Source organism: Bacillus sp. 005/A4HT-01/001, assembly GCF_004634445.1.
Classification (GTDB): domain Bacteria; phylum Bacillota; class Bacilli; order Bacillales; family Bacillaceae; genus Bacillus; species Bacillus altitudinis.
In genome coordinates, this window is sequence record NZ_SEIZ01000008.1 from 1 (window position 1) to 20,427 (window position 20,427).

Consider the following 20,427-nt stretch of genomic DNA (forward strand, 5'->3'; position numbering starts at 1 on the left):
CTGAGGTGGAAGCGTGGTGACACGTGGAGCTGACAGATACTAATAGATCGAGGACTTAACCTATATTCTAATGTGAAGCATGAACATTGTTATCTAGTTTTGAGAGAACATTTTTTGAAATATCTCTTGATTTATTTGTAATACATAGTATAATATCTTTTGTCACTAAATTGTCTGGTGATGATGGCGAAGAGGTCACACCCGTTCCCATACCGAACACGGAAGTTAAGCTCTTCAGCGCCGATGGTAGTTGGGGGTTTCCCCCTGTGAGAGTAGGACATCGCCAGGCTTTCTTCATTCCGCAGTAGCTCAGTGGTAGAGCTATCGGCTGTTAACCGATCGGTCGTAGGTTCGAATCCTACCTGCGGAGCCAATTTGGAGAGCTGTCCGAGTGGCCGAAGGAGCACGATTGGAAATCGTGTAGGCGGTAACCCCGTCTCAAGGGTTCGAATCCCTTGCTCTCCGCCACAATTTACATAATAAAGGGCCCGTTGGTCAAGCGGTTAAGACACCGCCCTTTCACGGCGGTAACACGGGTTCGAATCCCGTACGGGTCACCATTTTTATAGAAATACATACCAGCATTTTATTCGGAGGATTAGCTCAGCTGGGAGAGCATCTGCCTTACAAGCAGAGGGTCGGCGGTTCGAGCCCGTCATCCTCCACCATATCTTTTATATCGTCGCGGGGTGGAGCAGTTCGGTAGCTCGTCGGGCTCATAACCCGAAGGTCGCAGGTTCAAATCCTGCCCCCGCAACCAAATTTCTCTTTATTGGTCCGGTAGTTCAGTTGGTTAGAATGCCTGCCTGTCACGCAGGAGGTCGCGGGTTCGAGTCCCGTCCGGACCGCCATTTTTCAAAAAGAATACTTGGCTCGGTAGCTCAGTTGGTAGAGCAACGGACTGAAAATCCGTGTGTCGGCGGTTCGATTCCGTCCCGAGCCACCACTATTTGCCGGTGTAGCTCAATTGGTAGAGCAACTGACTTGTAATCAGTAGGTTGGGGGTTCAAGTCCTCTTGCCGGCACTGTTTTTCAAATGTGGAGGGGTAGCGAAGTGGCTAAACGCGGCGGACTGTAAATCCGCTCCCTCCGGGTTCGGCGGTTCGAATCCGCCCCCCTCCACCATTTTTATTTTCATAGGGGCATAGTTTAACGGTAGAACAGAGGTCTCCAAAACCTCCGGTGTGGGTTCGATTCCTACTGCCCCTGCCAATTATATGATTCATAACATCTATGGCGGTTGTGGCGAAGTGGTTAACGCACCAGATTGTGGCTCTGGCACTCGTGGGTTCGATTCCCATCAATCGCCCCATTTTATTATTGGGCTATAGCCAAGCGGTAAGGCAACGGACTTTGACTCCGTCATGCGTTGGTTCGAATCCAGCTAGCCCAGTTGATATGCGGAAGTAGTTCAGTGGTAGAACACCACCTTGCCAAGGTGGGGGTCGCGGGTTCGAATCCCGTCTTCCGCTCCAATTATGGCGGCATAGCCAAGTGGTAAGGCAGAGGTCTGCAAAACCTTTATCCCCGGTTCAAATCCGGGTGTCGCCTTTTTTGAAAAGACTGCCGGGGTGGTGGAATTGGCAGACACACAGGACTTAAAATCCTGCGGTAGGTGACTACCGTGCCGGTTCAAGTCCGGCCCTCGGCACCATTTTTTATTTATTATAAGTTGCGCTCTTTAATGATCATGCCGGTGTGGCGGAATTGGCAGACGCGCACGACTCAAAATCGTGTTCCTCACGGAGTGCCGGTTCGACCCCGGCCACCGGTATCTAGTTTAAGATATTCTTTATTATCGTCAATTACAGAAGAATTAAGGAATATTAACGTTTAAAACGTCTTTCTACAAATTGTAGGAGGGCTTTTTTTATTTGTTGTTTACCTGATTTTTCACACGAAAAAATTACTTCAAATTGTGTTCAAAGGAGATTAACTTTTACTTTATTGATGGTTACCTTATGATTAAACTAAAGGGGCAGGACAATTGAAGATGGATTGGATCAATTGTACATAGGAGGTGTTGTAATGATTACGGTTAAAAATGCTGAAAGTTATCTTAAAGATAGCATCGGTGAAGATACCGATGAGATAAATAAGGTTTGGGAAACATTTAAGGCTTTTTCAAAGGAGACCATTGAGGGCGAAGAAGATAAAGAAATTTTATTTCAGTGTGGTGTCTATGATTTTACAGGAGAGGAACTATTTCATCTTGATTTTGTACGTCAGTTTACAATTTATGAAGAAGATGATTATTCTCACATGGAACAACTGCACTGTGAATTTTTATTTAAACCAACAAGCGAGTTAAAAAAGTTAAAGGTAGTAGAAGAATGGTCAATGGATTATGACGATATAGATCATTTTTTTCATCATATTGAAAGTATTCATGAGTTTAAAATTCCTTTGACTTTAAAGCCGATAAAATCAGCAATATATCAAGAAGAACTTTAATTCTTATTTCATTAACGGCTGCTTTACTTTCAGAGAGTATACCTTGCCTTTTTGGACTCATTTATCACGGAGTGTCGGTTCGACTCCGGCCACCGGTATCTATTATAATTTTGTTTTTTACCGTGAACCTAACGTTTCACCCTCGTGGTGAAACGTTTTTTTGTGGTTTAAATGAGTTATTTAGATGAAAATAGAATCCTATTAGAATAGAATGAGCATGTACTAATTTTAACAGAATAAACTTTAGATGATTTGCAACATTTGGTACGATACATTTAACCATATAAGGAAACAGAATGGATTGGCGCATTCACATAAAACAGTGAATTACCTTTGTGGGTACATGCACATCTTTAGCTGGCATCATCATTGTGACCCAAGTTTGGGGGAGAATTTATGAAAAAACAAAATGATCATGAAGAGTTATTGACAGGTGGAAATGTCTCCAACGTATATCGTTCGGGAGATACGGTTCGCAGAGAGGGAAAGTCAGACAATATGAATATACAAAAGCTGCTAAAGCATTTAGAAAAAAAGAATTTCTCCTATGCTCCAACATTTTTAGGGGTTGATGAAAAAGGTAGAGAGATCTTGTCCTTCATTGAAGGGGTGGCCGGTCATGATCCCTTAAAAGAATACATGTGCTCTCACAATGCTTTAAAAGAAATAGCGAAAATGCTTAGACTGTATCATGATGCTGTTTGTGATTTTCCCATTTCAGACGATTGGGAACGAATGGACAATACGCCTAACAACATAGAGGTTGTGTGCCATAATGATTTTGCGATGTACAATATTATTTTCAAAAATAAAAAGCCAGTGGGAATCATTGATTTTGATGTAGCCGCCCCTGGTCCAAGGCTTTGGGATATTGCATATACTCTCTATACTTGTGTCCCTCTCAGTAGGTTTTTTCGTACTGTAACAGGGGAGGTCGTAAATTATCATTCGTTAGAGCATGCAGCCCATATAAAGTATAGAGTCAAACTGTTTTTTGAAGCTTATGGTGAGGAAATACCAGAAGATTATGTGGACATGGTGTTGCTGCGTTTAGAAGGTCTATGTCAATACATGAAGCGAAAAGCGAATGAAGGGGATAGAGCCTTTCAAAAAATGATTCATGACGGGCACCTTGAACATTATCAAAAAGACATACAATTCATTCATGAACACAGAAAAGAATGGATTTGAGGATGCCAAGGGTTTTATAAAAGAAAAAGGACAACTCATTTTTTTACTAGTTTCATGTGGATGTTACAATTGGTTATAATAGTTCAATAAAATGAATGTAAAGAGGCGGAGTTGTTATTTTGCAAATGAAGACGATATTACAGACTATGATTGAAGATGAGCGATCACATGATTATCCGCTTTTTAGACAGTACTGTGTAAGGAAAGAACAGGGGCTGCGTAAAGATGCGTTAAAGGTTCTTCAGTCTTTTGTTGAAGAGATGAATAAGAACGAATTTACAGCACGGCGTTCATTTGTTGTTTGGCTGTTTGATTACATTGAACGTTTTGAGGATGGTCATCATTTGCTTGTGTATCCATTGGTACATGGGGTGATCCATCCTGTTATTCGAGAGTGGGAAAATATTGATCCAATGGATGTGAGACCGTATCGCTGGCAAGGCTTGTTTGTGCATCAGGGGGAAGGGCTGCCCTATTTATTGAAGGCACTAGAGATGGGAGGCAGCAAAGAGCAGCGAGTGATTGTTCAAATTTGCGAAACCTATTTCTCGGCTTTGTGGTATTCGTTTCATCATATACATGAAGATCTTTATTTAAGTACCTATGAGAAAGATCATGAGCGAATTCAAGGGATTCAAGATGTCATGAAACTGATCGAAGATAAAAAGGTTCAAACCAATGTTGAAAAACTAGCAGTCTACTATAACCAACTTTTATCGGACTGGAAGGAATTTCAGCAGACGGAGACAAGAGGCTTTGTGAAATGGTGTGCGGATCGTAAGAAGCCCTATGAGTGGGTACAGACATTTTACTATAATCAATAGTTGTTTTTCATAAGAAAAAGGCTGGGGTCAACCCTGCCTTTTTTATTTATGCCATATTCTTTCTATTTCTACATGGTCTGCTTTAAAATATTTCAGGATGTAGACATCAGGATTGCTTAGTTGTTCCCACTCCTTGAATCCAATTGCAGGATCGGCGTGTTTTAGAAGCAGGCTCATAATATTGCCATGAGTGGCGAATAAAGTATGATCTCTTCCTAAGTTTATTTGTTCATAGAGTGCCTCTACAATACGATTCATCGCTTCTTGGCTCGACTCTCCGCCTTCACAGGTCATATGCAAGTCCGAAAAACTGAGCTTTAGTTTTTCATACCAATCTTCCATTGGTTGACTGCTTAACCTACGTTCAGAGAGACGCTTATCCATTTGTACCTTTATCTGTTTGGCATGAGCAAGGGGCTCAGCGGTTTGAATCGCTCGTTTATAAGGACTTGAGATGATCTGGTTGAGCTGAATGTCGGAAAAAAACTGTGCGAGTTCATGCGATTGTGTGATGCCTTGAGGCGTTAAAGACGCATCCTCGGATTGTCCATCTGCTTGACAGTGTCTGACGAAATAATATGTCTTCATAGGGGGGACACCTTCCTCTAAGTATAAAAAAATCATCCAATATTGGATGAGGGTTCACGAAAGTTGAGGTTCTATTTGTTCGTGTCTGCTTCTTTGTATGGATCTATCAGTTTGGAGGTTAGGTCTAAGTTGAACAAAAAATCATCTACGGTGTCTGTGCCAAAGGGAAGGGCAGAAAAATTAATTGGGATGCTGTCTTCTTGCGTATCTGAAGTAATCGGCTGTTTGTGCTGCTTTTTTCTCCAGTTCTTAAACAAGCGCATGTGAGGCCCCCTTTTCTAAAAAAAGATGGATTTATACATAATATACGGGGAGAGTTGTCCGAGCGTCAATTGTTTTCTTCAAAAGGATTTACTACATTTGTACGGAAAGAGCCACAGCTAAGTGCGGATCTTTCCGTGTTTTGACATGGCACGGTGTATGGCTTGTTGTACCTTTCGTTCGCATCTGATGTTGTATGGCTTCTTATGGAGTTTACTCGTCTTAAATTGACCAATTACACGGCGGACTCCTTGATCATAAATGATCAGCTCTCTGCTCGTTTGATCACTTAATAACGCTTGAAACCAGCTGTATTTTTTTAGCTGAGCTGCATTTCGTGATATATCATCTTCATCTACCTGTAAAAAAGGGATATACAGAGCAAGATTGAAGATGTCTAAAATGAATCCCATATTACCGGCCCCCTTCATATCGTTTATTACGATTAGAAAGGGGAATGGTTCCATACAGTTGGTTTTAAAAACAATCCCAGTGCATGAACCATTCTTTATTGTTTTTGTCATAATAGAAATACATCGTGCCGTTATCACCAATCATGAACCGAGGTTTTTCTTCTGAGGCGATTTGCAGCATGAATTCTCCTGACATCTGGTGGGGAGGAGATTGGATGTAAGCTCCGTATCCACCGATTTTTGTGAACGAGTAGTTTGAGTAATACTCGAAGAAATGATCTGTCGCTTCTTCACTTTCATTAACCTCTGATAAGTCAACGTATGACCAAGCTTCCTCCCAGCATGGATAATCCGGTTGTTCCCCTTCGAGCCACTCTATCTGGAAAGGTTTCATTCCTTTCACGTCTTCAGGGGTCTCAGCGATTTCTAATCCTTCCATTGATGAATATTCAATGAGTTTCCAGCCCTCACCGTTTTTGGCGATATCGATCGGAAGGTTTTTCTTGTTGATGAAAATTTGAATCATCTTACATTCATCAAAGCCGTTCATTCCCCCTGGTACTTCGGGTAAATACATTTGTAAAATGGGAATCATAGCTCCATCTTGATCTGCCGGCCACCCTTTATCACGTTGGATGAAAAAATGACCAGCAAACCAGCTGTACTTAGAAGGATCAGGGCGAAACTCGCCTATTTTGGCTACAATAGGTGTTTTTCCTAGTTGATTTAATTCGTCAAAAGCTTTGATCTTCATTTATCCATCCCCCATTCTTTAGCCAGCAATGTGTGCATCTTGAAACGTTCCATTCATATTGCCAGAGACAATGATGACATGTCCCCAAAATAAATCTCCGTCATGATAGTAGGCTTCGAATTCTCCATTTGGATAAGCATGGAGGCTTTCAAGAGAGATGCGGCTGATAAATTGATCCGGTGTGATCTCTTCTGAATGTTCAGCGGAGTCGTCTTGTTCCTGCCAATCTTTTGCTAGTTCAATCAGCTGATTTGCTGCATATGACTTCATGGAGGCATCCCATGTTGTCTGCTCTTCTACGAGTTGTCTAGCCGTTTTCAGAGAGTCATTCATTTCTTCCTCTTCTTCAAGATTGAAGTAAAGAAGGCACTCCTCATTGCTCCACTGGATGGTTGTTTCAAATAAGTCTAGTCCTTTCACTAATTCAAAGGTACCCAGCTTGTCATCGTGGTAAAAAATAGGTTGTTGAGCTTCTTCTAATATTTCTTGAAGTTCCTTATCTTCAGTATCTGTATCAACAAGTGAAACGAGCATAAATTCACCTTCACCTTTACGTACTTGAAGTGTGACGATAGATTCTTTATGTAATTGCGCTTGTTTTTCTCGTAATCCCTTTTCATCTGTTAACCAGCACAGTCTCACTTTTTCGGTTATGATGCGGTCTTTTTCCTTCCATGCAATGAGTGGGATTGAAGCAGTCCAAAGAGTTTCTTTTCCTGCTTTTCCTGCGCCGACTCCAGAAGGTCCTGTAACAGCCATGATGTCTATCACTTCTTCTGAGAATCTTTGTTCAAATATGTTGATTTGTTTGTTTGATTTCATAGGATGTCCCCCAGCTTGATTTATTTGATGGAGCTATACCTTTATCACACCGTACATTGGCAGAGGAAATCAAGCTTTTTTTGTTTAAAACTGTTTTTTAGGTTTGTGGCAACAGAGAGGATACATGGATTGCTGGAGGTTGAGTCACAATAAAAAAGCAAATCGGTTCGGATTTTGTATAAATTTGGCTAAGTGAGTCGAAAAGCCTAGGTGATTCTTCCTTTTCTTTATAATTACTTTGACACGATTAGATGAAAAAAGTAAAGTAGTACTGAGTGATTTACAAAACCTTCATCATTCTCTCAAACATGAAGCGGCAGTAAATTTAATGTAAATGGATATTTTTCCTTTTATTTACTCGTATTTTTTTTGAAACTTATGATGCTTCTTATTCGTTATATTAAAGGAGCACATGTAACCTGCGGAGAAAAGAGCATCGGAATGCTTGGTGCAGAAGATTTACATTTGCAAAATCAATGTAAATTTTTTATGATTTCATTTATATCAGATCGAAAATAAGAAAGAAGAGGTTTTATGAAAAAAATATTTGCGAACAAATATAGCTTTTTTGTTTTGGCTGTCCTTTTATTTTGGGCAAAATCGTACACAGCCTACAAAATGGACTTTAATTTAGGAGTGAAGGGATCTTTTCAAGAGGGTCTTCTCTTATTAAATCCATTCAGTTCAGCCATCGTGTTTTTAGGACTTGCTCTCTTTTTGAAGGGGCGTAAATCGGCCATTGTTTTAATTGTCATTGACTTTATTATGACCGCACTTTTATATGCGAATGTAGCGTACTATCGTTTCTTTGATGATTTTTTAACATTCCCGACAATGAAACAAGCCGGTAATCTTGGGGGAGGTATGACTGGCGGTGTGTTAGCAAGTATTAAGCCGCATGACCTTTTGTACTTCCTAGATATCATCATTTTAATTGCCATTGTCATTTGGAGACCAGAAGTGAAGAAGTTCCAAATGAAAAAAACTTTCGCACTGCTGATTGTGGCTACAGGTGTTGGACTGTTCTTCGTTAACCTACACTTAGCTGAAAAAGATCGTCCAGAATTATTGACGAGAACATTTGATCATAAGTACATTGTGAAATATTTAGGTGTTTATAACTATGCGATTTATGACGGCGTGCAAACCGCACAAAATGCAACGCAGGTAGCAAATGCGAGCAGTGATGATTTAACGGATGTCGTGAACTATACGACTTCTCACTATGCGAAACCAAATGCAGAATACTTCGGTCAAGCTAAAGGGAAAAACATCATCAAAATCCATTTAGAAAGCTTCCAGTCATTTTTAATTGACTACAAGTTAAATGGAGAAGAAGTGACGCCATTTTTAAACAAACTAGCTCATGGAAAAGAAGATTTTACGTATTTTGATAACTTCTTCCACCAGACTGGTCAAGGGAAGACTTCTGATGCTGAGCTCATGATGGATAATAGTATGTTTGGCTTACCAGAGGGTGCAGCGTTTGTGACAAAAGGTGAAAATACTTTCCAATCACTTCCTGCCATCTTAGATCAAAAAGCAGGCTATACGAGTGCAGTGCTTCACGGGGATTATAAATCTTTCTGGAACCGTGATACGATTTATAAACATATGGGAATTGATCAATTCTTCGATGCATCTTATTACAACATGGATGAAGAAAACCTTGTAAACATGGGTCTGAAGGATAAGCCATTCTTTAAAGAATCAATCCCAATGTTAGAATCAATGAAAAAGCCATTTTATGCACACTTAATGACATTGACCAACCATTATCCATTTAATTTAGATGAGAAAGATGCGACAATCGCTAAGGCAACAACTGGCGATAAAACAGTGGATAATTATTTCCAAACAGCGAGATACTTGGATGAGTCATTAGAACAATTCTTTAAGGACTTGAAAAAATCGGGTCTGTATAAAGACTCAGTGATTCTATTATATGGTGATCATAACGGTATTTCTGAGAACCATAACCGTGCAATGAGTGAGATTCAAGGGAAAGAAATTACGCCATATCAAAATGCACAAAATCAGCGTGTACCGCTCATGATTCGTATCCCTGGGAAACAAGGCGGCGTGAATCATACGTATGGCGGTGAAGTAGACGTGATGCCAACGCTTCTTCACTTACAAGGTATTGATTCAAATGAGTACGTGAATTTTGGAACAGATTTATTCTCTAAGAAGCATGATCAAACTGTTGCATTCCGTAACGGAAATTATGTGACACCAAAATATACCCTTGTAGATAATACGGTCTACGATACAAAAACGGGTAAAGTGGTGAAACAAAACAAAAAGACAGAAGCGATTAAAGCCCGTGTTGATAATCAGTTAAGCTTGTCAGATAAAGTACTGTACAGAGATCTTCTTCGATTCCATAAGCTATCTGATTTTAAACCAGTGAATCCATCTGATTATTTCTATGGTAAAACAAACAAAGAGACAGAAGCGGATTCTTCTGCTAACTAACTGAGTTTTGGGCAAGCACAGAAAGGTGCTTGCCTTTTTCTCTCTTACAGCTTGATTTGTTGGCAAAATATGTTTATATTTAGGGAGAAACAAGCGTGGCGTCAGCGATCAGCTGGCGATAACTCATTTTGTCCTAGGGGATTTCAGGAGGAGCTTATGACAACAAATACAAAAACACAAAAAAAGAAATCAGAATTATGGGGCTGGATTAAAGCCATCTTAATCGCATTTATTGCTGTTTTTATCATTCGTAACTTTTTATTCGCACCGTATATTGTAAAGGGGACTTCTATGGAACCGACACTGCATGATACAGAGCGGGTGTTTGTGAATAAAACAGTCGATTACTTCGGCGATTATAAACGCGGACAAATCATTGTTCTTGATGGGGAAGAGCGCAGTACTCACTATGTGAAACGATTGATTGGTTTACCTGGTGATAAAATCGAAATGAAAAATGATCAGCTATATGTAAACGGTCAAAAAGTGGCAGAGCCTTATTTAGCATCAAACAAAAAGAAAGCTGCCGCAGATGGCACCTTGCTGACACCTGATTTTGGTCCTCTTACAGTCCCTAAAGGAAAGTACTTTGTCATGGGTGACAACCGCCAAAACTCAATGGACAGTCGCAACGGTTTAGGTCTTTTTACAAAGAGTGATATTCAAGGGACAACATCATTCGTGTTTTATCCCTTCCAAGATATTCGATTAATCAATCACTAGTCAATAAGAAAAAGCACACAGGCGTGTGCTTTTTTTGTTTGGTTAAGACTGGCTTTTTGAAATCGCCTGTTCTAGATCTGCCAGAATATCTTCAATCGCTTCTGTTCCAACAGATAAACGAATAAGTTCTGGTGTCACCCCTGTGGCTTTTTGCTCTGCTTCACTTAATTGCTGATGCGTTGTGCTGGCAGGATGGATGATGAGTGACTTAGAGTCGCCTACGTTTGCAAGATGTGAGAAAAGCTGAACCGAATCAATGAGTTTTTTTCCTGCGTCTTTGCCACCTTTAATGCCGAATGTGAGGATGGCACCTTGTCCTTTTGGTAAATAAGTTTGAGCCAGCTCAAAGGATTCATGGCCTTCAAGACCTGGATAGCTGACCCATTCTACAAGAGGATGATCTTGTAAAAATTGTGCTGTCTTCAATGCATTTTCACTGTGGCGTTCAAGGCGAAGATGCAATGTTTCTAAGCCTTGCAAGAGTAAAAATGAGTTGAATGGTGATAAAGCCGCCCCTAGATCACGTAAGAGCTGTACACGTGCTTTTGTGATATAAGCCGCTTCGCCAATTGCTTCCGTATACGTCAGGCCATGATAGCTTGGGTCTGGTTCAGTCAGTCCTTTGAACTTATCGCTATCACCCCAAGGAAACTTACCGCTGTCGACGATGACTCCGCCAATGGATGTGCCGTGGCCGCCGATGAATTTCGTCGCTGAATGGACGACAATGTCTGCGCCAAATTCAATCGGTCTTAACAAATAAGGGCTTGCAAGTGTGTTATCCACAATTAGAGGGATGTGGTGCTTGTGTGCAATGGCTGATACGGCTTCAATATGTAAAATGTCGCCTTTTGGATTTCCGATGCTCTCTGCATACACTGCTTTTGTTTTATCTGTAATGGCTGCTTCAAGTTCTTCAAGGTTTGAGGAATCCACAAACTTTACTGTTATTCCAAGCTTTTTCAAGGTATGCGCAAATAAATTATATGTGCCGCCATACAGACTGCTGGAGGATACGATTTCGTCACCAGCTCCTGCAATGTTTAAAATGGAGTAAGTGGTCGCTGCTTGTCCTGAGGAGACAGCAAGTGCACCAATTCCACCTTCAAGCTCAGCGATCCGTTTTTCAAACACATCATTTGTCGGGTTCATAATACGTGAATAAATATTACCGGGTTCCTGAAGTCCGAATAAATTCGCCGCATGCTCACTATCTCTAAAACCGAAAGAGCTTGTTTGGTAAATAGGTACAGCTCTTGAATAGGTGGCTGAATCCAGTTCTTGACCTGCGTGTATTGCTTTTGTTTCTAAACGAAATTGAAGTTCTTCTGACATGTGTGTATCCTCCTTTTGTTAGATAAAACCAACTACTTTAATAAGAAATATTTAATAAGACTATAAATCTTGTTTATTGCCCGGTCAATCATTTTTTAGATAAATCTGAAAAAACAATAAATATAGTTGACATGTCGGAATAGTATGTATTAACATAAGCATACTGAAAATACCAACAAGAATCGCTGATCGGTCAACCGAAGGCTCGTTCACTCAAGCATGAGTGAAGGGCCTTTTTTTATTTTAATCAGGAGGGAAGTTGAAGATGGAGAAAAAGAAAAAACGAAAAAAATACAGAAAACATTTGGATATCACATTAGACATTTTGATTGAGCGAAACAAATATGAGATTTACAGCAATCAAGAACGAATAGAAGCCATTTACGATCGTATTGATGAAAAGCATACAAGGTCGAAATAACTATTTTATAAAATATAGTTGATTTATAGGAATAATATGATTTAGGATGGTGCTAACAACTCAATATGAATAGCTGATCGGACAACACGAAGGCTCTTATCTCTCTTTTGGGATAAGGGCCTTTCTGTGTATCTATCTGATGACAAGAGGAGTGAACTTGCAATGACTATTTCCATTGATATTGTGGATAAGTCTTTTTGGAAAGACAAACAAACCATTCAAGTGCTTGAAAACGTAAGGCTCACCATCGTTCCTGGTGAATTCGTAACGGTGATTGGTCCGAGCGGATGCGGGAAAAGTACATTGCTGAAGATGATTGGAGGCCTTGATACAGATTATGATGGGCAGATCGTGATAGGAGAAAGGCGTGTGGTAGAACCAGGAATGAAACAGGGCTTTATCTTTCAAGAGCATCGCTTGTTTCCATGGCTGACGGTCGAAGAAAATATCGCTGCCAATTTCAATTTAAAACAAGCAGCTGTTCGCCGCAAAGTGGACGAATTAATTGACATTGTTCGGTTAAAAGGTTTTGAACACGCCTATCCACATGAGCTTTCAGGCGGGATGTCACAACGTGTTGCTATTGCAAGAGCACTCCTGCGTGATCCGGAGATTTTATTGCTTGATGAACCTTTTGGTGCGCTAGATGCATTTACACGGAAACACTTACAGGATGTGCTGCTGGATATTTGGCAGGAGAATAGAACAACGATGGTGCTTGTCACTCATGATATTGACGAATCCATTTATTTAGCCAATGAAATTGTGCTGTTACAAGCAAGACCCGGCCGAATTCATAAAATCCTTCCCGTGAACTTACCATTCCCGAGGAATAGAACGTCAACAGCTTTTCAGAGCTTAAGACAAAAGGTGCTTTCAGAATTTGAGAAAACAGATGAGCTGTTACTGACGAATGGCTCAGGAATTTAAGGAGGTCAAATCGAATGAAAAGGCAAAAAAGGATCGTTCTCTTTCTGGGTATCCTCCTTGTATTAGCTGGGTGTGGTCGTCAAGCAGCGAATGGATCAGAAGACAAGCCGAAAGAGATTCGGATTGGGATTCAGCAAAGTCTAAGCCCACTTCTTTTAGCAAAGGAAAAAGGGTGGTTTGAGCAATCATTTGAAAAAGAAGGTGTGAAAGTCAAGTGGGTGGAGTTCCAAAGTGGTCCTCCCCAATTCGAAGGGCTTGCCGCCAATCAATTAGATTTTTCACAGGTTGGTAATTCACCTGTTATAGCTGGTCAGGCAGCAGGTATTGATTTTAAGGAAATTGGTTTATCTCAGGATGGGTTAAAGGCGAATGGGATTTTAGTGAATAAGAACAGTGAGATTCAAAAAGTAGAAGATTTAAAAGGGAAAAAAATCGCCGTTGCCAAAGGAAGCAGTGGTTTTGACTTTTTATACAAAGTATTAGATCAGGCAGGTTTATCTGCAAAGGATGTCCAGATCATTCAGCTTCAGCCGGATGAGGCAATATCTGCGTTTGAAAATGGGTCAGTTGATGCTTGGTCGATCTGGGAGCCGTTCTTATCACTTGAAACGATAGAAAAGGGAGCAAAGCTACTGGTTAATGGAGAAGCGACCGATTTATATTCACCTGGATTCACACTTGTCAGAACCAAGTTTGCCGATGAGTACCCTGAACTAGTGGTGCAATTTTTAAAAGTATATGACAAAGCGGTGAAATGGCAGAAAGATCATCAACAGGAAGCCATTACACTTTATGCTCGTTTGAAACAATTAGATCAGAAGGTGGTGACACAAGTATTAAACAATACAGAGCCGCTCAATGAGCCCATTTCTAAGAAGATCATAAACGCTCAGCAGCATACAGCTGATTTTCAATATCAAACAAAGGCGATTCAGCGGAAGATTGATGTCAATCAGGTGGTAGATAATTCGTTTATTGAAAAAATGCTGAAAGAGGAGAAGAATTGATGAAAGCTGCATCTAACCCAGCCCTTGTGACTAAAACCGAGCGAATGAAGAAAAAAAGGAGAAAAGCTTCATCCTTCATCATGTTAAAAGGACTTGTATTACCTGCTTTACTCATTGCGATTTGGCAGGGAGCTGCTGCTTCCCAAATCGTTTCTTCTACTGTACTACCTTCACCCACTGTCATTGCGGAATCTTTTCGTGAGTTGATTCGTTCCGGTGAGCTGTTTGGCCATCTTTACATCAGTCTCTACAGAGCAATATGCGGGTTTTTACTTGGGGGAGGTTTAGGATTTGTGATGGGTCTGTGTGTCGGTTTTTCTAGGAAAACCGAGCAGTATGTAGATCCGACCTTGCAAATGCTGAGAACAGTTCCTCATTTAGCGGTGACTCCTTTATTTATTCTTTGGTTTGGTTTTGATGAATCAGCGAAAATTTTATTGATTGCACTTGGGGCTTTTTTTCCGATCTATATCAATACCTTTCTAGGAATTCGCAGTGTAGATAACAAGCTGTTCGATGTGGCTCGCGCTTTAGAGTTTAATCTGTATCAAAATATCACAAAGCTCATTTTACCTGCTGCCCTTCCTCATATTCTTCTGGGCGTGAGGCTTTCATTAGGCATTGCCTGGCTTGGTTTAGTGGTGGCTGAATTGATGGGGTCGAGTAGTGGAGTTGGCTACATGATTATGGATGCAAGACAATTCTCGCAAACGGATAAAGTGTTTGTAGGGATTATCATCTTTGCGGTAGTTGGTAAGATGACTGATTCATTTGTACGGCTGTTAGAAAAGCGACTGCTCAAATGGCGCACAAGTTATCAAGGTGGAAAATAATAGGAGGCGATATGATGAATATTCTATGGTTTATTCCAACGCATGGGGATGGGCGTTATTTAGGATCATCGAAAGGGGCAAGACAGGCAGACTATCCGTATTTTAAACAAATTGCTCAAGCTGCCGATCAGCTTGGGTACACAGGGGTCTTGCTGCCTACTGGTAGATCTTGTGAAGATCCATGGCTGACAGCGGCCGCTTTAGCTGCAGAAACAACTCATTTAAAGTTTCTTGTGGCTCTTCGGCCAGGGTTGATGCAGCCGTCTGTTGCTGCTAGAATGACCTCCACATTTGATCGGCTTTCAGGCGGGAGACTGCTGATCAATGTTGTAGCGGGAGGAAGTAAAGAAGAACTTGAAGGAGACGGGCTATTCATTTCTCATGATGAACGCTATGAGGCAACAGAAGAATTTTTGACCATATGGAAGAGATTATTGAAAGGAGAGAATGTTCAGTTTCAAGGGAAGCATCTGCAAGCACAAAATGGACGTCTGCTATTTCCACCAGCTCAAACACCACATCCACCCGTTTTTTTTGGAGGATCATCAGAAGCAGGCATTCAAGCAGCTGCAAAACATACAGATGTTTATTTAACTTGGGGCGAGCCGCCTGCACAAGTAAAAGAGAAAATCGCACAAGTGAAAAAGCAGGCTGAAAAGGAAGGAAGAACGGTGAGGTTTGGTATTCGACTTCATGTGGTCGTGAGAGAAACGGAAGATGAAGCTTGGCAGGCAGCGGAACATCTGATTCGTCATTTAGATCAAGAGACTATTGATGAGGCGCAAAAGACTTTACAAGGGATGGACTCAGTAGGGCAAAAACGAATGGTTGAATTACATCAAGGGAATAAAGAGAAGCTTGAAATTAGCCCTAATCTTTGGGCAGGCATTGGCTTAGTTAGAGGAGGGGCAGGGACAGCGCTCGTCGGGGACCCGCATACAGTAGCAGAACGTATAATAGAATATCAATCTCTAGGTATTGATACATTTATCTTTTCTGGTTATCCGCACTTAGAAGAATCTTATTATTTAGCAGAACTTGTTTTCCCGCTTCTCCCATTTAAAAGAAATGGTGATGCAGGACCACACGTTCCTGCTGGTGAAATTATTGGGAACAATTACTTTCCTGATACAGCCTCTGCTGCAAGTTCCTCATAAATGAAAGCAAAGCAGTCATACTTGTCGGGCTGCTTTGCTTTTTTTATAGAAAGAGAAGCAAGTAAAATGATATGTGCTGTGGAAGAAGGCAAGGGCTTTTTTCCCAACAGGTTTTCTTGTATATACATATTTTAAGAGACAAGAGAAGAAGGAAAATATGCTCACTCTTTTGTCGGAATTATCAGTTAATATGTCGTATTTGATGTGTTAACGACATATAATTAGGACTTTTATATCTGATATATCGGGGGAATTCTTTCTATCTCAAAAAAATGAAAGATTAAATAGAAGAGATGATGAAAATGAACTATTTGAAAAAAGGCAGAAAAAAGATGGATTTATTGCCAATATATGGGTTTGATGGTTCTTATGTTGTAGTTAAAAATAGTAAAAAAGGGAGAATTTATACAGTTGAACATGAATAATTGAATAAAAAGTCACATTTTACACGAAAATATGTTCGGTCAAAAATGGGATCTTCTGTTGATGTTTGGAGTGTGACGCCTATGATACGATCATCATAAGCTGGGAGGTGAAAAGTATGACTTATGCAGCGCCGCAAGTTGACTATTCCACTATGGAACCTGCTATTATGGACCAAGCTTGGTTCTTAGTATTTGTTGCTGTCCTTCTTGGATTGGGAGCAACAGTTGTTCTAGGAGCAGCAGTTTGGTGTTTAGCAAACGGCAAGGGTAGCTTTACAGGAGCCGTTCAGTGGGAAAGTGGCTTAAAAGTCCAAATTGAATGTAAGTAGCTATACTTAGGATTCATCTTTTTACTTCTTAGATAAGACACCAGGGCTAAACCGTCTGTGGCGGGCGGTTTAGCCTGATCTGTTTTTAAAGAATATGCAGACACTTGGAGGTTATATGTTTACGATCGAGAATTTAACCAAGACGTATAAAAATAACGTGACTGCTGTCAATGATTTTCATTTAAAAATTGCCCCTCATCAAATCGTTGCTGTGGCTGGACCAAATGGATCCGGTAAAACAACGATGATTAACTGTGTACTCGGCATCATTAAGCATACAGAAGGAACCATTCATATCAAGGATGTCACAAATGATGATCCATCCTTTAAAAAACAAGTCGCCTATGTTCCAGATGATCTGCTGCTCCCTGAAGCATTGACTGGTGCTGAATATTTAGATTTTGTTTCTTCTATGTATGAATGTAAAACAATTCAAAGAAGAAATCAACTAATTGAATTGTTTGATATGGAATCAGCTTTATCAAGACCGATTGAAACCTATTCCCATGGAATGAAAAAAAAGACACAGCTGATTGCTGCCTTTATGCTTGAGAGTCAATTAGTGATCATGGATGAGCCCTTTAGAGGACTTGATATTGAAGCGGTTATAAACACAAAGAAACTAATGAAACGTTATGCCGAGCACCATGGTGCAATCTTGCTTTCAACGCATGATATGCTTTCAGCGGAAGAGCTGTGCCACAAGATCGCCATTATTTCTAAAGGAAATAAAATGGATGAAGGGACGGTTTCAGCCTTAAAAGAAAAGTATCAATCAAGCACATTGGAACAGGTGTTTCTGAAAGCTTCAATGTTAAGTGATAGGGGTGCACATTTTGATGAAATCATTAATCATTTCTAAAATGATGCTTAAAATGTGGCAGCAGGAGATGTATAAGCTCTTTGATACTCAAACGAAGCGAATCATTGTGGTCTTATTCTTTTTGTTTGCAGTCACAATGGGAGCCATCATCGGATACAGTTTTACGGGTGTCTTTATGAAGGCTTTCTTAAATGGAGATGAACGTTCACTTGGGTTGTTGGTTGTGTCGATGGCAATCAATGCATCCATTTTTACAAGCTTGTTATTTGTGCTGATCAAAGTCAGAACACCTGAACAAGACCGTTTTTCTATGCAGCTCAGCTGGTTTCCGCTGTCTACCTTTCAAAAAAGTCTTGGTTACTTCATTCCGATGGTGACAGTCGTGACAGGGCTTGTTTTATTTTTCATCGGGATCTTGCTTTTACCTAATTTTATTGCACAAGGGATTGGTATTTTCTTTATTCTTACATTCTTTTTGATGGTGCTGTTGCAATCGCTCTTTGTCTTAACACTGCTTCAGCTCATTTACAACGTGACTTATTTACTCGTACTAAAATTAAAATTACCGTTGCAAAAATTTGCAGCGATATTTGTTTTATTAGCGCTAGTTGTAGCGTATGGAATGACGCATTTCGACATCAATCAAATACAGCAATCATATGTACAGTTTGATTATCATTTGATGTATTTTACAGCACCGTTTTTCTTAGCGGCACAAGGGATGTCTCCTGACGGGGTGAATTATGCGATTTTGATCCTCTTCATCTTATTATCTGCGGGAGGCGCATTTATTTCTCTTGCTTTAATGCCAATTATGGCTGAGAAAAAAGCGTTAACCTTTCTGCACAAACTGCCATTTTCCTCTTCGAAAAAGTGGTCACTCATTGTAAAGGAAATAAAGTCACAAGTGAGAAATGAAGAAAATATTTTAAACTTTCTCATCCTCCTTATTGTCATTTTATTTGTTCGTTATCAGTTTGCCTTCCGCTTTGAAGGAGAAGCTTTTTTTGTCCTATGTGCGCTAGCTGGATTAACAGCTTTTAATTCATTCGGCAATGATAAACGAATGCTGGGGATGTATAAAACGTTCGGTCTAAGATCGAGGGAAGTGGCTCTTTATAAGTTTCTCGGGCTTTTGCTCGTTGGTGTGATCCAAATTGTTTTATTTATGATCACAACACTGACGCTCCCCGATCAGATCTGGATCGTGTTGATTGGCGCTGCTGTCTTGTGTAATGCAACGGCTCTCTTTTATGTGGTGGGTATTTTATTGCCCCTTGATCGAAATAATCCATACACAGGCATTTTCTCGTTTGGAGCGCTTATTTTAATCATGATTCCGATTGTATTTATTGGAAACTATGTGCTAGGGGAATCGAGTCAAATGCTTCAGTGGCTGCTTGTGGCAGGATTTGAATGTCTGCTCATCTTTGCCATATATAAAGGTTTTTCATGGAGGTATTCACATGATTCAACTTCTTAACAATAAGCTAAAGATTGAGCGGGTGCCGGCACTTGCGCCATATGTGACTTTACAAAAAAGACATTTGACTGATACGCAGTACGGAAGTTCGCTTCCGATTAACGAAAGTGCATATCATATGTTAACGAAAGTGGATGGTCAAAGGACAGAGGCGAGTATTACGGCAGAGCTCGCCGATTTGTTTCAGGTCGATGAGTCTGTGATTGCCCGCGATTTTTATCAATTGATGATGGGGCTGAATCAGCATCACTTGCTGTCGATTCATTATCAATCGCCATATCGGACTGTCACAGCCTTCTGTCAATTTTTTAAGCAGTATCAAGTAAAGATGAAAGAGCGGTTTGACTGCACGGGTCATTCATTTCTTCACATATTGGGTACGGCTCTGCTGATGGTGACGCGCAAAATCATCTTTTTCTGGGTGCTTTTTATGATCATGGCGGGAATCGCCTTTTTATTTATTCCTGATCCATCGATTGCAGCCATTGCGATTTATTTTACGATTATTTATTTCGGATTAATTACTGGAACTGCCTTGCATGAGGCGGCGCATGGGTATGCACATCGGAAGTTCGCCGGCCGGGATGGCCCTCAAGGCTTTTTTGCGAGCGATATGATGTCTGTGAAATTTGTGAGGCCTGTTTTAGATCCGTTTCAGAAAAAACAGGTGTGGATTACACTGCTTGGTCCGCTTTTGCCGGGGCTCATTGGCGCAGCCGGAATCATTGTGACTGTTTTATTTCTAAAAGAAAATCCAATTTCGACAGGGTTTTTCATTTTTTCAATCACGTATTTTATTCAATTGCTCTACCTTCTTCCGTTTATGGGGGATGGTAAGTCTATTATGAAGCAGTTATTGCTTGGTGGAATGGGAGGACAACGATCATGAACGTTCAGGCAATGAAACAAGGTGCAATTGTTGGTAGTTTCCTAGGTTTCTTAGGTTTTCCGATGCTGACCATTGGTGTTCTGTTCTATCACTTATTTCAATCAAAAACAAATAATGAATTATTATTTAACAGTCTTGCTTTTGAAATGGAAGGTTCGTCTGCATTTACGTTCCAAATCAAACCAAACTTTTTTATTTATATGGTTGTCATTTTTGCTGTCAGTTTTCTCATTGTGGCATTCCTATCAGCCATGAAACAGAAAAAAGCGAAAGATTAGGAGAATTCT

The 20,427-nt window shown here is 40.4% G+C and carries 21 protein-coding genes, 16 tRNA genes and 1 rRNA gene; 32 read left to right on the forward strand and 6 right to left on the reverse strand.

Features of this window, described 5'->3' with window-relative positions:
* Positions 1-173: 173 nt before the first annotated feature.
* The 20 genes from rrf to ES896_RS17835 all read left to right on the forward strand — a co-directional run bounded on the left by rrf (position 174) and on the right by ES896_RS17835 (position 4,469).
* Positions 174-289 (forward strand): 5S ribosomal RNA (rrf, locus tag ES896_RS17740).
* A 9-nt stretch (positions 290-298) separates the two neighbouring features.
* A tRNA-Asn gene (locus ES896_RS17745) sits at positions 299-373 on the forward strand.
* A 4-nt stretch (positions 374-377) separates the two neighbouring features.
* Positions 378-468: transfer RNA gene (locus ES896_RS17750), tRNA-Ser, on the forward strand.
* 17 nt (positions 469-485) lie between these two features.
* Positions 486-560 (forward strand) — tRNA-Glu (locus ES896_RS17755).
* Positions 561-592: 32 nt separating this feature from the next.
* Positions 593-668 (forward strand) — tRNA-Val (locus ES896_RS17760).
* 15 nt (positions 669-683) lie between these two features.
* Positions 684-760 (forward strand) — tRNA-Met (locus ES896_RS17765).
* 14 nt (positions 761-774) lie between these two features.
* Positions 775-851 (forward strand) — tRNA-Asp (locus ES896_RS17770).
* Between the two features lie 19 nt (positions 852-870).
* Positions 871-946, forward strand: a tRNA-Phe gene (locus ES896_RS17775).
* Between the two features lie 6 nt (positions 947-952).
* A tRNA-Thr gene (locus tag ES896_RS17780) sits at positions 953-1,025 on the forward strand.
* 15 nt (positions 1,026-1,040) lie between these two features.
* Positions 1,041-1,125, forward strand: a tRNA-Tyr gene (locus ES896_RS17785).
* A 13-nt stretch (positions 1,126-1,138) separates the two neighbouring features.
* Positions 1,139-1,212, forward strand: a tRNA-Trp gene (locus tag ES896_RS17790).
* A gap of 24 nt (positions 1,213-1,236) precedes the next feature.
* Positions 1,237-1,312: transfer RNA gene (locus ES896_RS17795), tRNA-His, on the forward strand.
* 9 nt (positions 1,313-1,321) lie between these two features.
* A tRNA-Gln gene (locus tag ES896_RS17800) sits at positions 1,322-1,393 on the forward strand.
* Positions 1,394-1,400: 7 nt separating this feature from the next.
* Positions 1,401-1,475: transfer RNA gene (locus ES896_RS17805), tRNA-Gly, on the forward strand.
* 5 nt (positions 1,476-1,480) lie between these two features.
* Positions 1,481-1,551, forward strand: a tRNA-Cys gene (locus ES896_RS17810).
* 14 nt (positions 1,552-1,565) lie between these two features.
* Positions 1,566-1,654: transfer RNA gene (locus ES896_RS17815), tRNA-Leu, on the forward strand.
* A gap of 38 nt (positions 1,655-1,692) precedes the next feature.
* Positions 1,693-1,774, forward strand: a tRNA-Leu gene (locus ES896_RS17820).
* Positions 1,775-2,028: 254 nt separating this feature from the next.
* Positions 2,029-2,454, forward strand: a complete 426-nt coding sequence (locus ES896_RS17825; RefSeq protein WP_135227117.1) for a hypothetical protein — start codon at positions 2,029-2,031, stop codon at positions 2,452-2,454.
* 396 nt (positions 2,455-2,850) lie between these two features.
* On the forward strand, positions 2,851-3,645 hold the full coding sequence (locus ES896_RS17830) for a phosphotransferase (protein ID WP_135227118.1): 795 nt from the start codon (positions 2,851-2,853) through the stop codon (positions 3,643-3,645).
* 119 nt (positions 3,646-3,764) lie between these two features.
* Positions 3,765-4,469, forward strand: a complete 705-nt coding sequence (locus ES896_RS17835) for a hypothetical protein (RefSeq protein WP_048003255.1) — start codon at positions 3,765-3,767, stop codon at positions 4,467-4,469.
* A 42-nt stretch (positions 4,470-4,511) separates the two neighbouring features.
* On the opposite strand, the gene ES896_RS17840 is transcribed toward ES896_RS17835, so the two are convergent.
* From ES896_RS17840 to ES896_RS17860, 5 genes are all read right to left on the reverse strand, one after another.
* A complete protein-coding gene (locus ES896_RS17840; RefSeq protein WP_056704288.1) occupies positions 4,512-5,057 on the reverse strand; it encodes a histidine phosphatase family protein in 546 nt (181 codons plus the stop codon).
* Between the two features lie 71 nt (positions 5,058-5,128).
* Positions 5,129-5,320, reverse strand: coding sequence for a hypothetical protein (locus tag ES896_RS17845; RefSeq protein WP_045035292.1), 192 nt, complete (start codon positions 5,318-5,320; stop codon positions 5,129-5,131).
* 117 nt (positions 5,321-5,437) lie between these two features.
* Complete coding sequence (locus ES896_RS17850; protein WP_024719925.1) at positions 5,438-5,731, reverse strand: hypothetical protein; 294 nt, start codon at positions 5,729-5,731, stop codon at positions 5,438-5,440.
* 64 nt (positions 5,732-5,795) lie between these two features.
* Entirely contained in the window at positions 5,796-6,485 is a 690-nt protein-coding gene (locus ES896_RS17855) for a DUF1963 domain-containing protein (RefSeq protein WP_135227119.1), read from the reverse strand.
* An 18-nt stretch (positions 6,486-6,503) separates the two neighbouring features.
* A complete protein-coding gene (locus tag ES896_RS17860) occupies positions 6,504-7,307 on the reverse strand; it encodes a DUF2262 domain-containing protein (RefSeq protein WP_135227120.1) in 804 nt (267 codons plus the stop codon).
* Between the two features lie 534 nt (positions 7,308-7,841).
* Between ES896_RS17860 and ltaS the strand changes: the two genes are divergently transcribed.
* Together ltaS and lepB are read left to right on the forward strand one after the other, a co-directional pair.
* On the forward strand, positions 7,842-9,785 hold the full coding sequence (gene ltaS / locus ES896_RS17865) for a lipoteichoic acid synthase (RefSeq protein ID WP_046527435.1): 1,944 nt from the start codon (positions 7,842-7,844) through the stop codon (positions 9,783-9,785).
* 156 nt (positions 9,786-9,941) lie between these two features.
* Positions 9,942-10,508: a signal peptidase I gene (lepB, locus tag ES896_RS17870; protein ID WP_019743962.1), complete on the forward strand. Its 567-nt coding sequence runs from the start codon at positions 9,942-9,944 to the stop codon at positions 10,506-10,508.
* 42 nt (positions 10,509-10,550) lie between these two features.
* Here lepB and ES896_RS17875 read toward each other — a convergent pair whose 3' ends face one another.
* Positions 10,551-11,843, reverse strand: coding sequence for a homocysteine synthase (locus tag ES896_RS17875; RefSeq protein ID WP_019743963.1), 1,293 nt, complete (start codon positions 11,841-11,843; stop codon positions 10,551-10,553).
* Positions 11,844-12,108: 265 nt separating this feature from the next.
* Here ES896_RS17875 and ES896_RS17880 point away from each other — a divergent pair, with 265 nt between their 5' ends.
* From ES896_RS17880 to ES896_RS17925, 10 genes are all read left to right on the forward strand, one after another.
* Complete coding sequence (locus ES896_RS17880; protein ID WP_019743964.1) at positions 12,109-12,264, forward strand: FbpB family small basic protein; 156 nt, start codon at positions 12,109-12,111, stop codon at positions 12,262-12,264.
* A gap of 162 nt (positions 12,265-12,426) precedes the next feature.
* Positions 12,427-13,194: an ABC transporter ATP-binding protein gene (locus ES896_RS17885; RefSeq protein ID WP_135227121.1), complete on the forward strand. Its 768-nt coding sequence runs from the start codon at positions 12,427-12,429 to the stop codon at positions 13,192-13,194.
* A 14-nt stretch (positions 13,195-13,208) separates the two neighbouring features.
* The gene (locus ES896_RS17890) at positions 13,209-14,201 is read left to right on the forward strand and encodes an aliphatic sulfonate ABC transporter substrate-binding protein (RefSeq protein WP_135227122.1); all 993 of its coding nucleotides are present in this window, start codon (positions 13,209-13,211) and stop codon (positions 14,199-14,201) included.
* A 44-nt stretch (positions 14,202-14,245) separates the two neighbouring features.
* Positions 14,246-15,034 (forward strand): ABC transporter permease, encoded by a 789-nt coding sequence (locus tag ES896_RS17895; RefSeq protein WP_240688398.1) that lies wholly within the window; start codon positions 14,246-14,248, stop codon positions 15,032-15,034.
* A gap of 14 nt (positions 15,035-15,048) precedes the next feature.
* A complete protein-coding gene (gene ssuD, locus ES896_RS17900) occupies positions 15,049-16,191 on the forward strand; it encodes an FMNH2-dependent alkanesulfonate monooxygenase (RefSeq protein WP_017366897.1) in 1,143 nt (380 codons plus the stop codon).
* 541 nt (positions 16,192-16,732) lie between these two features.
* Positions 16,733-16,945 carry a hypothetical protein gene (locus ES896_RS17905; protein WP_003211695.1) on the forward strand — a complete coding sequence of 71 codons (213 nt, stop codon included), beginning with the start codon at positions 16,733-16,735 and terminating at the stop codon, positions 16,943-16,945.
* A 115-nt stretch (positions 16,946-17,060) separates the two neighbouring features.
* Entirely contained in the window at positions 17,061-17,807 is a 747-nt protein-coding gene (locus ES896_RS17910) for an ABC transporter ATP-binding protein (protein WP_008349096.1), read from the forward strand.
* The gene (locus ES896_RS17915) at positions 17,785-19,251 is read left to right on the forward strand and encodes a hypothetical protein (RefSeq protein ID WP_135227124.1); all 1,467 of its coding nucleotides are present in this window, start codon (positions 17,785-17,787) and stop codon (positions 19,249-19,251) included. Before ES896_RS17910 ends, ES896_RS17915 begins: the two co-directional genes overlap by 23 nt.
* On the forward strand, positions 19,235-20,140 hold the full coding sequence (locus ES896_RS17920) for a PqqD family protein (RefSeq protein WP_008349091.1): 906 nt from the start codon (positions 19,235-19,237) through the stop codon (positions 20,138-20,140). The genes ES896_RS17915 and ES896_RS17920 overlap by 17 nt, the downstream gene beginning before the upstream one ends.
* Positions 20,137-20,418 carry a hypothetical protein gene (locus ES896_RS17925; protein WP_008349089.1) on the forward strand — a complete coding sequence of 94 codons (282 nt, stop codon included), beginning with the start codon at positions 20,137-20,139 and terminating at the stop codon, positions 20,416-20,418. The genes ES896_RS17920 and ES896_RS17925 overlap by 4 nt, the downstream gene beginning before the upstream one ends.
* Positions 20,419-20,427: the final 9 nt, after the last annotated feature.

Bases quoted from the DNA above. Each gene is read 5' to 3' on its own strand.
- ES896_RS17895 (WP_240688398.1), top strand. From the start codon at position 14,246: ATGAAGAAAAAAAGGAGAAAAGCTTCATCCTTCATCATGTTAAAAGGA.
- ES896_RS17915 (WP_135227124.1), top strand. From the start codon at position 17,785: ATGAAATCATTAATCATTTCTAAAATGATGCTTAAAATGTGGCAGCAG.
- ES896_RS17855 (WP_135227119.1), bottom strand. From the start codon at position 6,485: ATGAAGATCAAAGCTTTTGACGAATTAAATCAACTAGGAAAAACACCT.
- ES896_RS17825 (WP_135227117.1), top strand. From the start codon at position 2,029: ATGATTACGGTTAAAAATGCTGAAAGTTATCTTAAAGATAGCATCGGT.
- ssuD (WP_017366897.1), top strand. From the start codon at position 15,049: ATGAATATTCTATGGTTTATTCCAACGCATGGGGATGGGCGTTATTTA.
- ES896_RS17880 (WP_019743964.1), top strand. From the start codon at position 12,109: ATGGAGAAAAAGAAAAAACGAAAAAAATACAGAAAACATTTGGATATC.
- ES896_RS17840 (WP_056704288.1), bottom strand. From the start codon at position 5,057: ATGAAGACATATTATTTCGTCAGACACTGTCAAGCAGATGGACAATCC.
- ES896_RS17905 (WP_003211695.1), top strand. From the start codon at position 16,733: ATGACTTATGCAGCGCCGCAAGTTGACTATTCCACTATGGAACCTGCT.
- ES896_RS17845 (WP_045035292.1), bottom strand. From the start codon at position 5,320: ATGCGCTTGTTTAAGAACTGGAGAAAAAAGCAGCACAAACAGCCGATT.
- ltaS (WP_046527435.1), top strand. From the start codon at position 7,842: ATGAAAAAAATATTTGCGAACAAATATAGCTTTTTTGTTTTGGCTGTC.
- ES896_RS17860 (WP_135227120.1), bottom strand. From the start codon at position 7,307: ATGAAATCAAACAAACAAATCAACATATTTGAACAAAGATTCTCAGAA.
- lepB (WP_019743962.1), top strand. From the start codon at position 9,942: ATGACAACAAATACAAAAACACAAAAAAAGAAATCAGAATTATGGGGC.
- ES896_RS17920 (WP_008349091.1), top strand. From the start codon at position 19,235: ATGATTCAACTTCTTAACAATAAGCTAAAGATTGAGCGGGTGCCGGCA.
- ES896_RS17830 (WP_135227118.1), top strand. From the start codon at position 2,851: ATGAAAAAACAAAATGATCATGAAGAGTTATTGACAGGTGGAAATGTC.
- ES896_RS17885 (WP_135227121.1), top strand. From the start codon at position 12,427: ATGACTATTTCCATTGATATTGTGGATAAGTCTTTTTGGAAAGACAAA.
- ES896_RS17925 (WP_008349089.1), top strand. From the start codon at position 20,137: ATGAACGTTCAGGCAATGAAACAAGGTGCAATTGTTGGTAGTTTCCTA.
- ES896_RS17890 (WP_135227122.1), top strand. From the start codon at position 13,209: ATGAAAAGGCAAAAAAGGATCGTTCTCTTTCTGGGTATCCTCCTTGTA.
- ES896_RS17850 (WP_024719925.1), bottom strand. From the start codon at position 5,731: ATGGGATTCATTTTAGACATCTTCAATCTTGCTCTGTATATCCCTTTT.
- ES896_RS17875 (WP_019743963.1), bottom strand. From the start codon at position 11,843: ATGTCAGAAGAACTTCAATTTCGTTTAGAAACAAAAGCAATACACGCA.
- ES896_RS17910 (WP_008349096.1), top strand. From the start codon at position 17,061: ATGTTTACGATCGAGAATTTAACCAAGACGTATAAAAATAACGTGACT.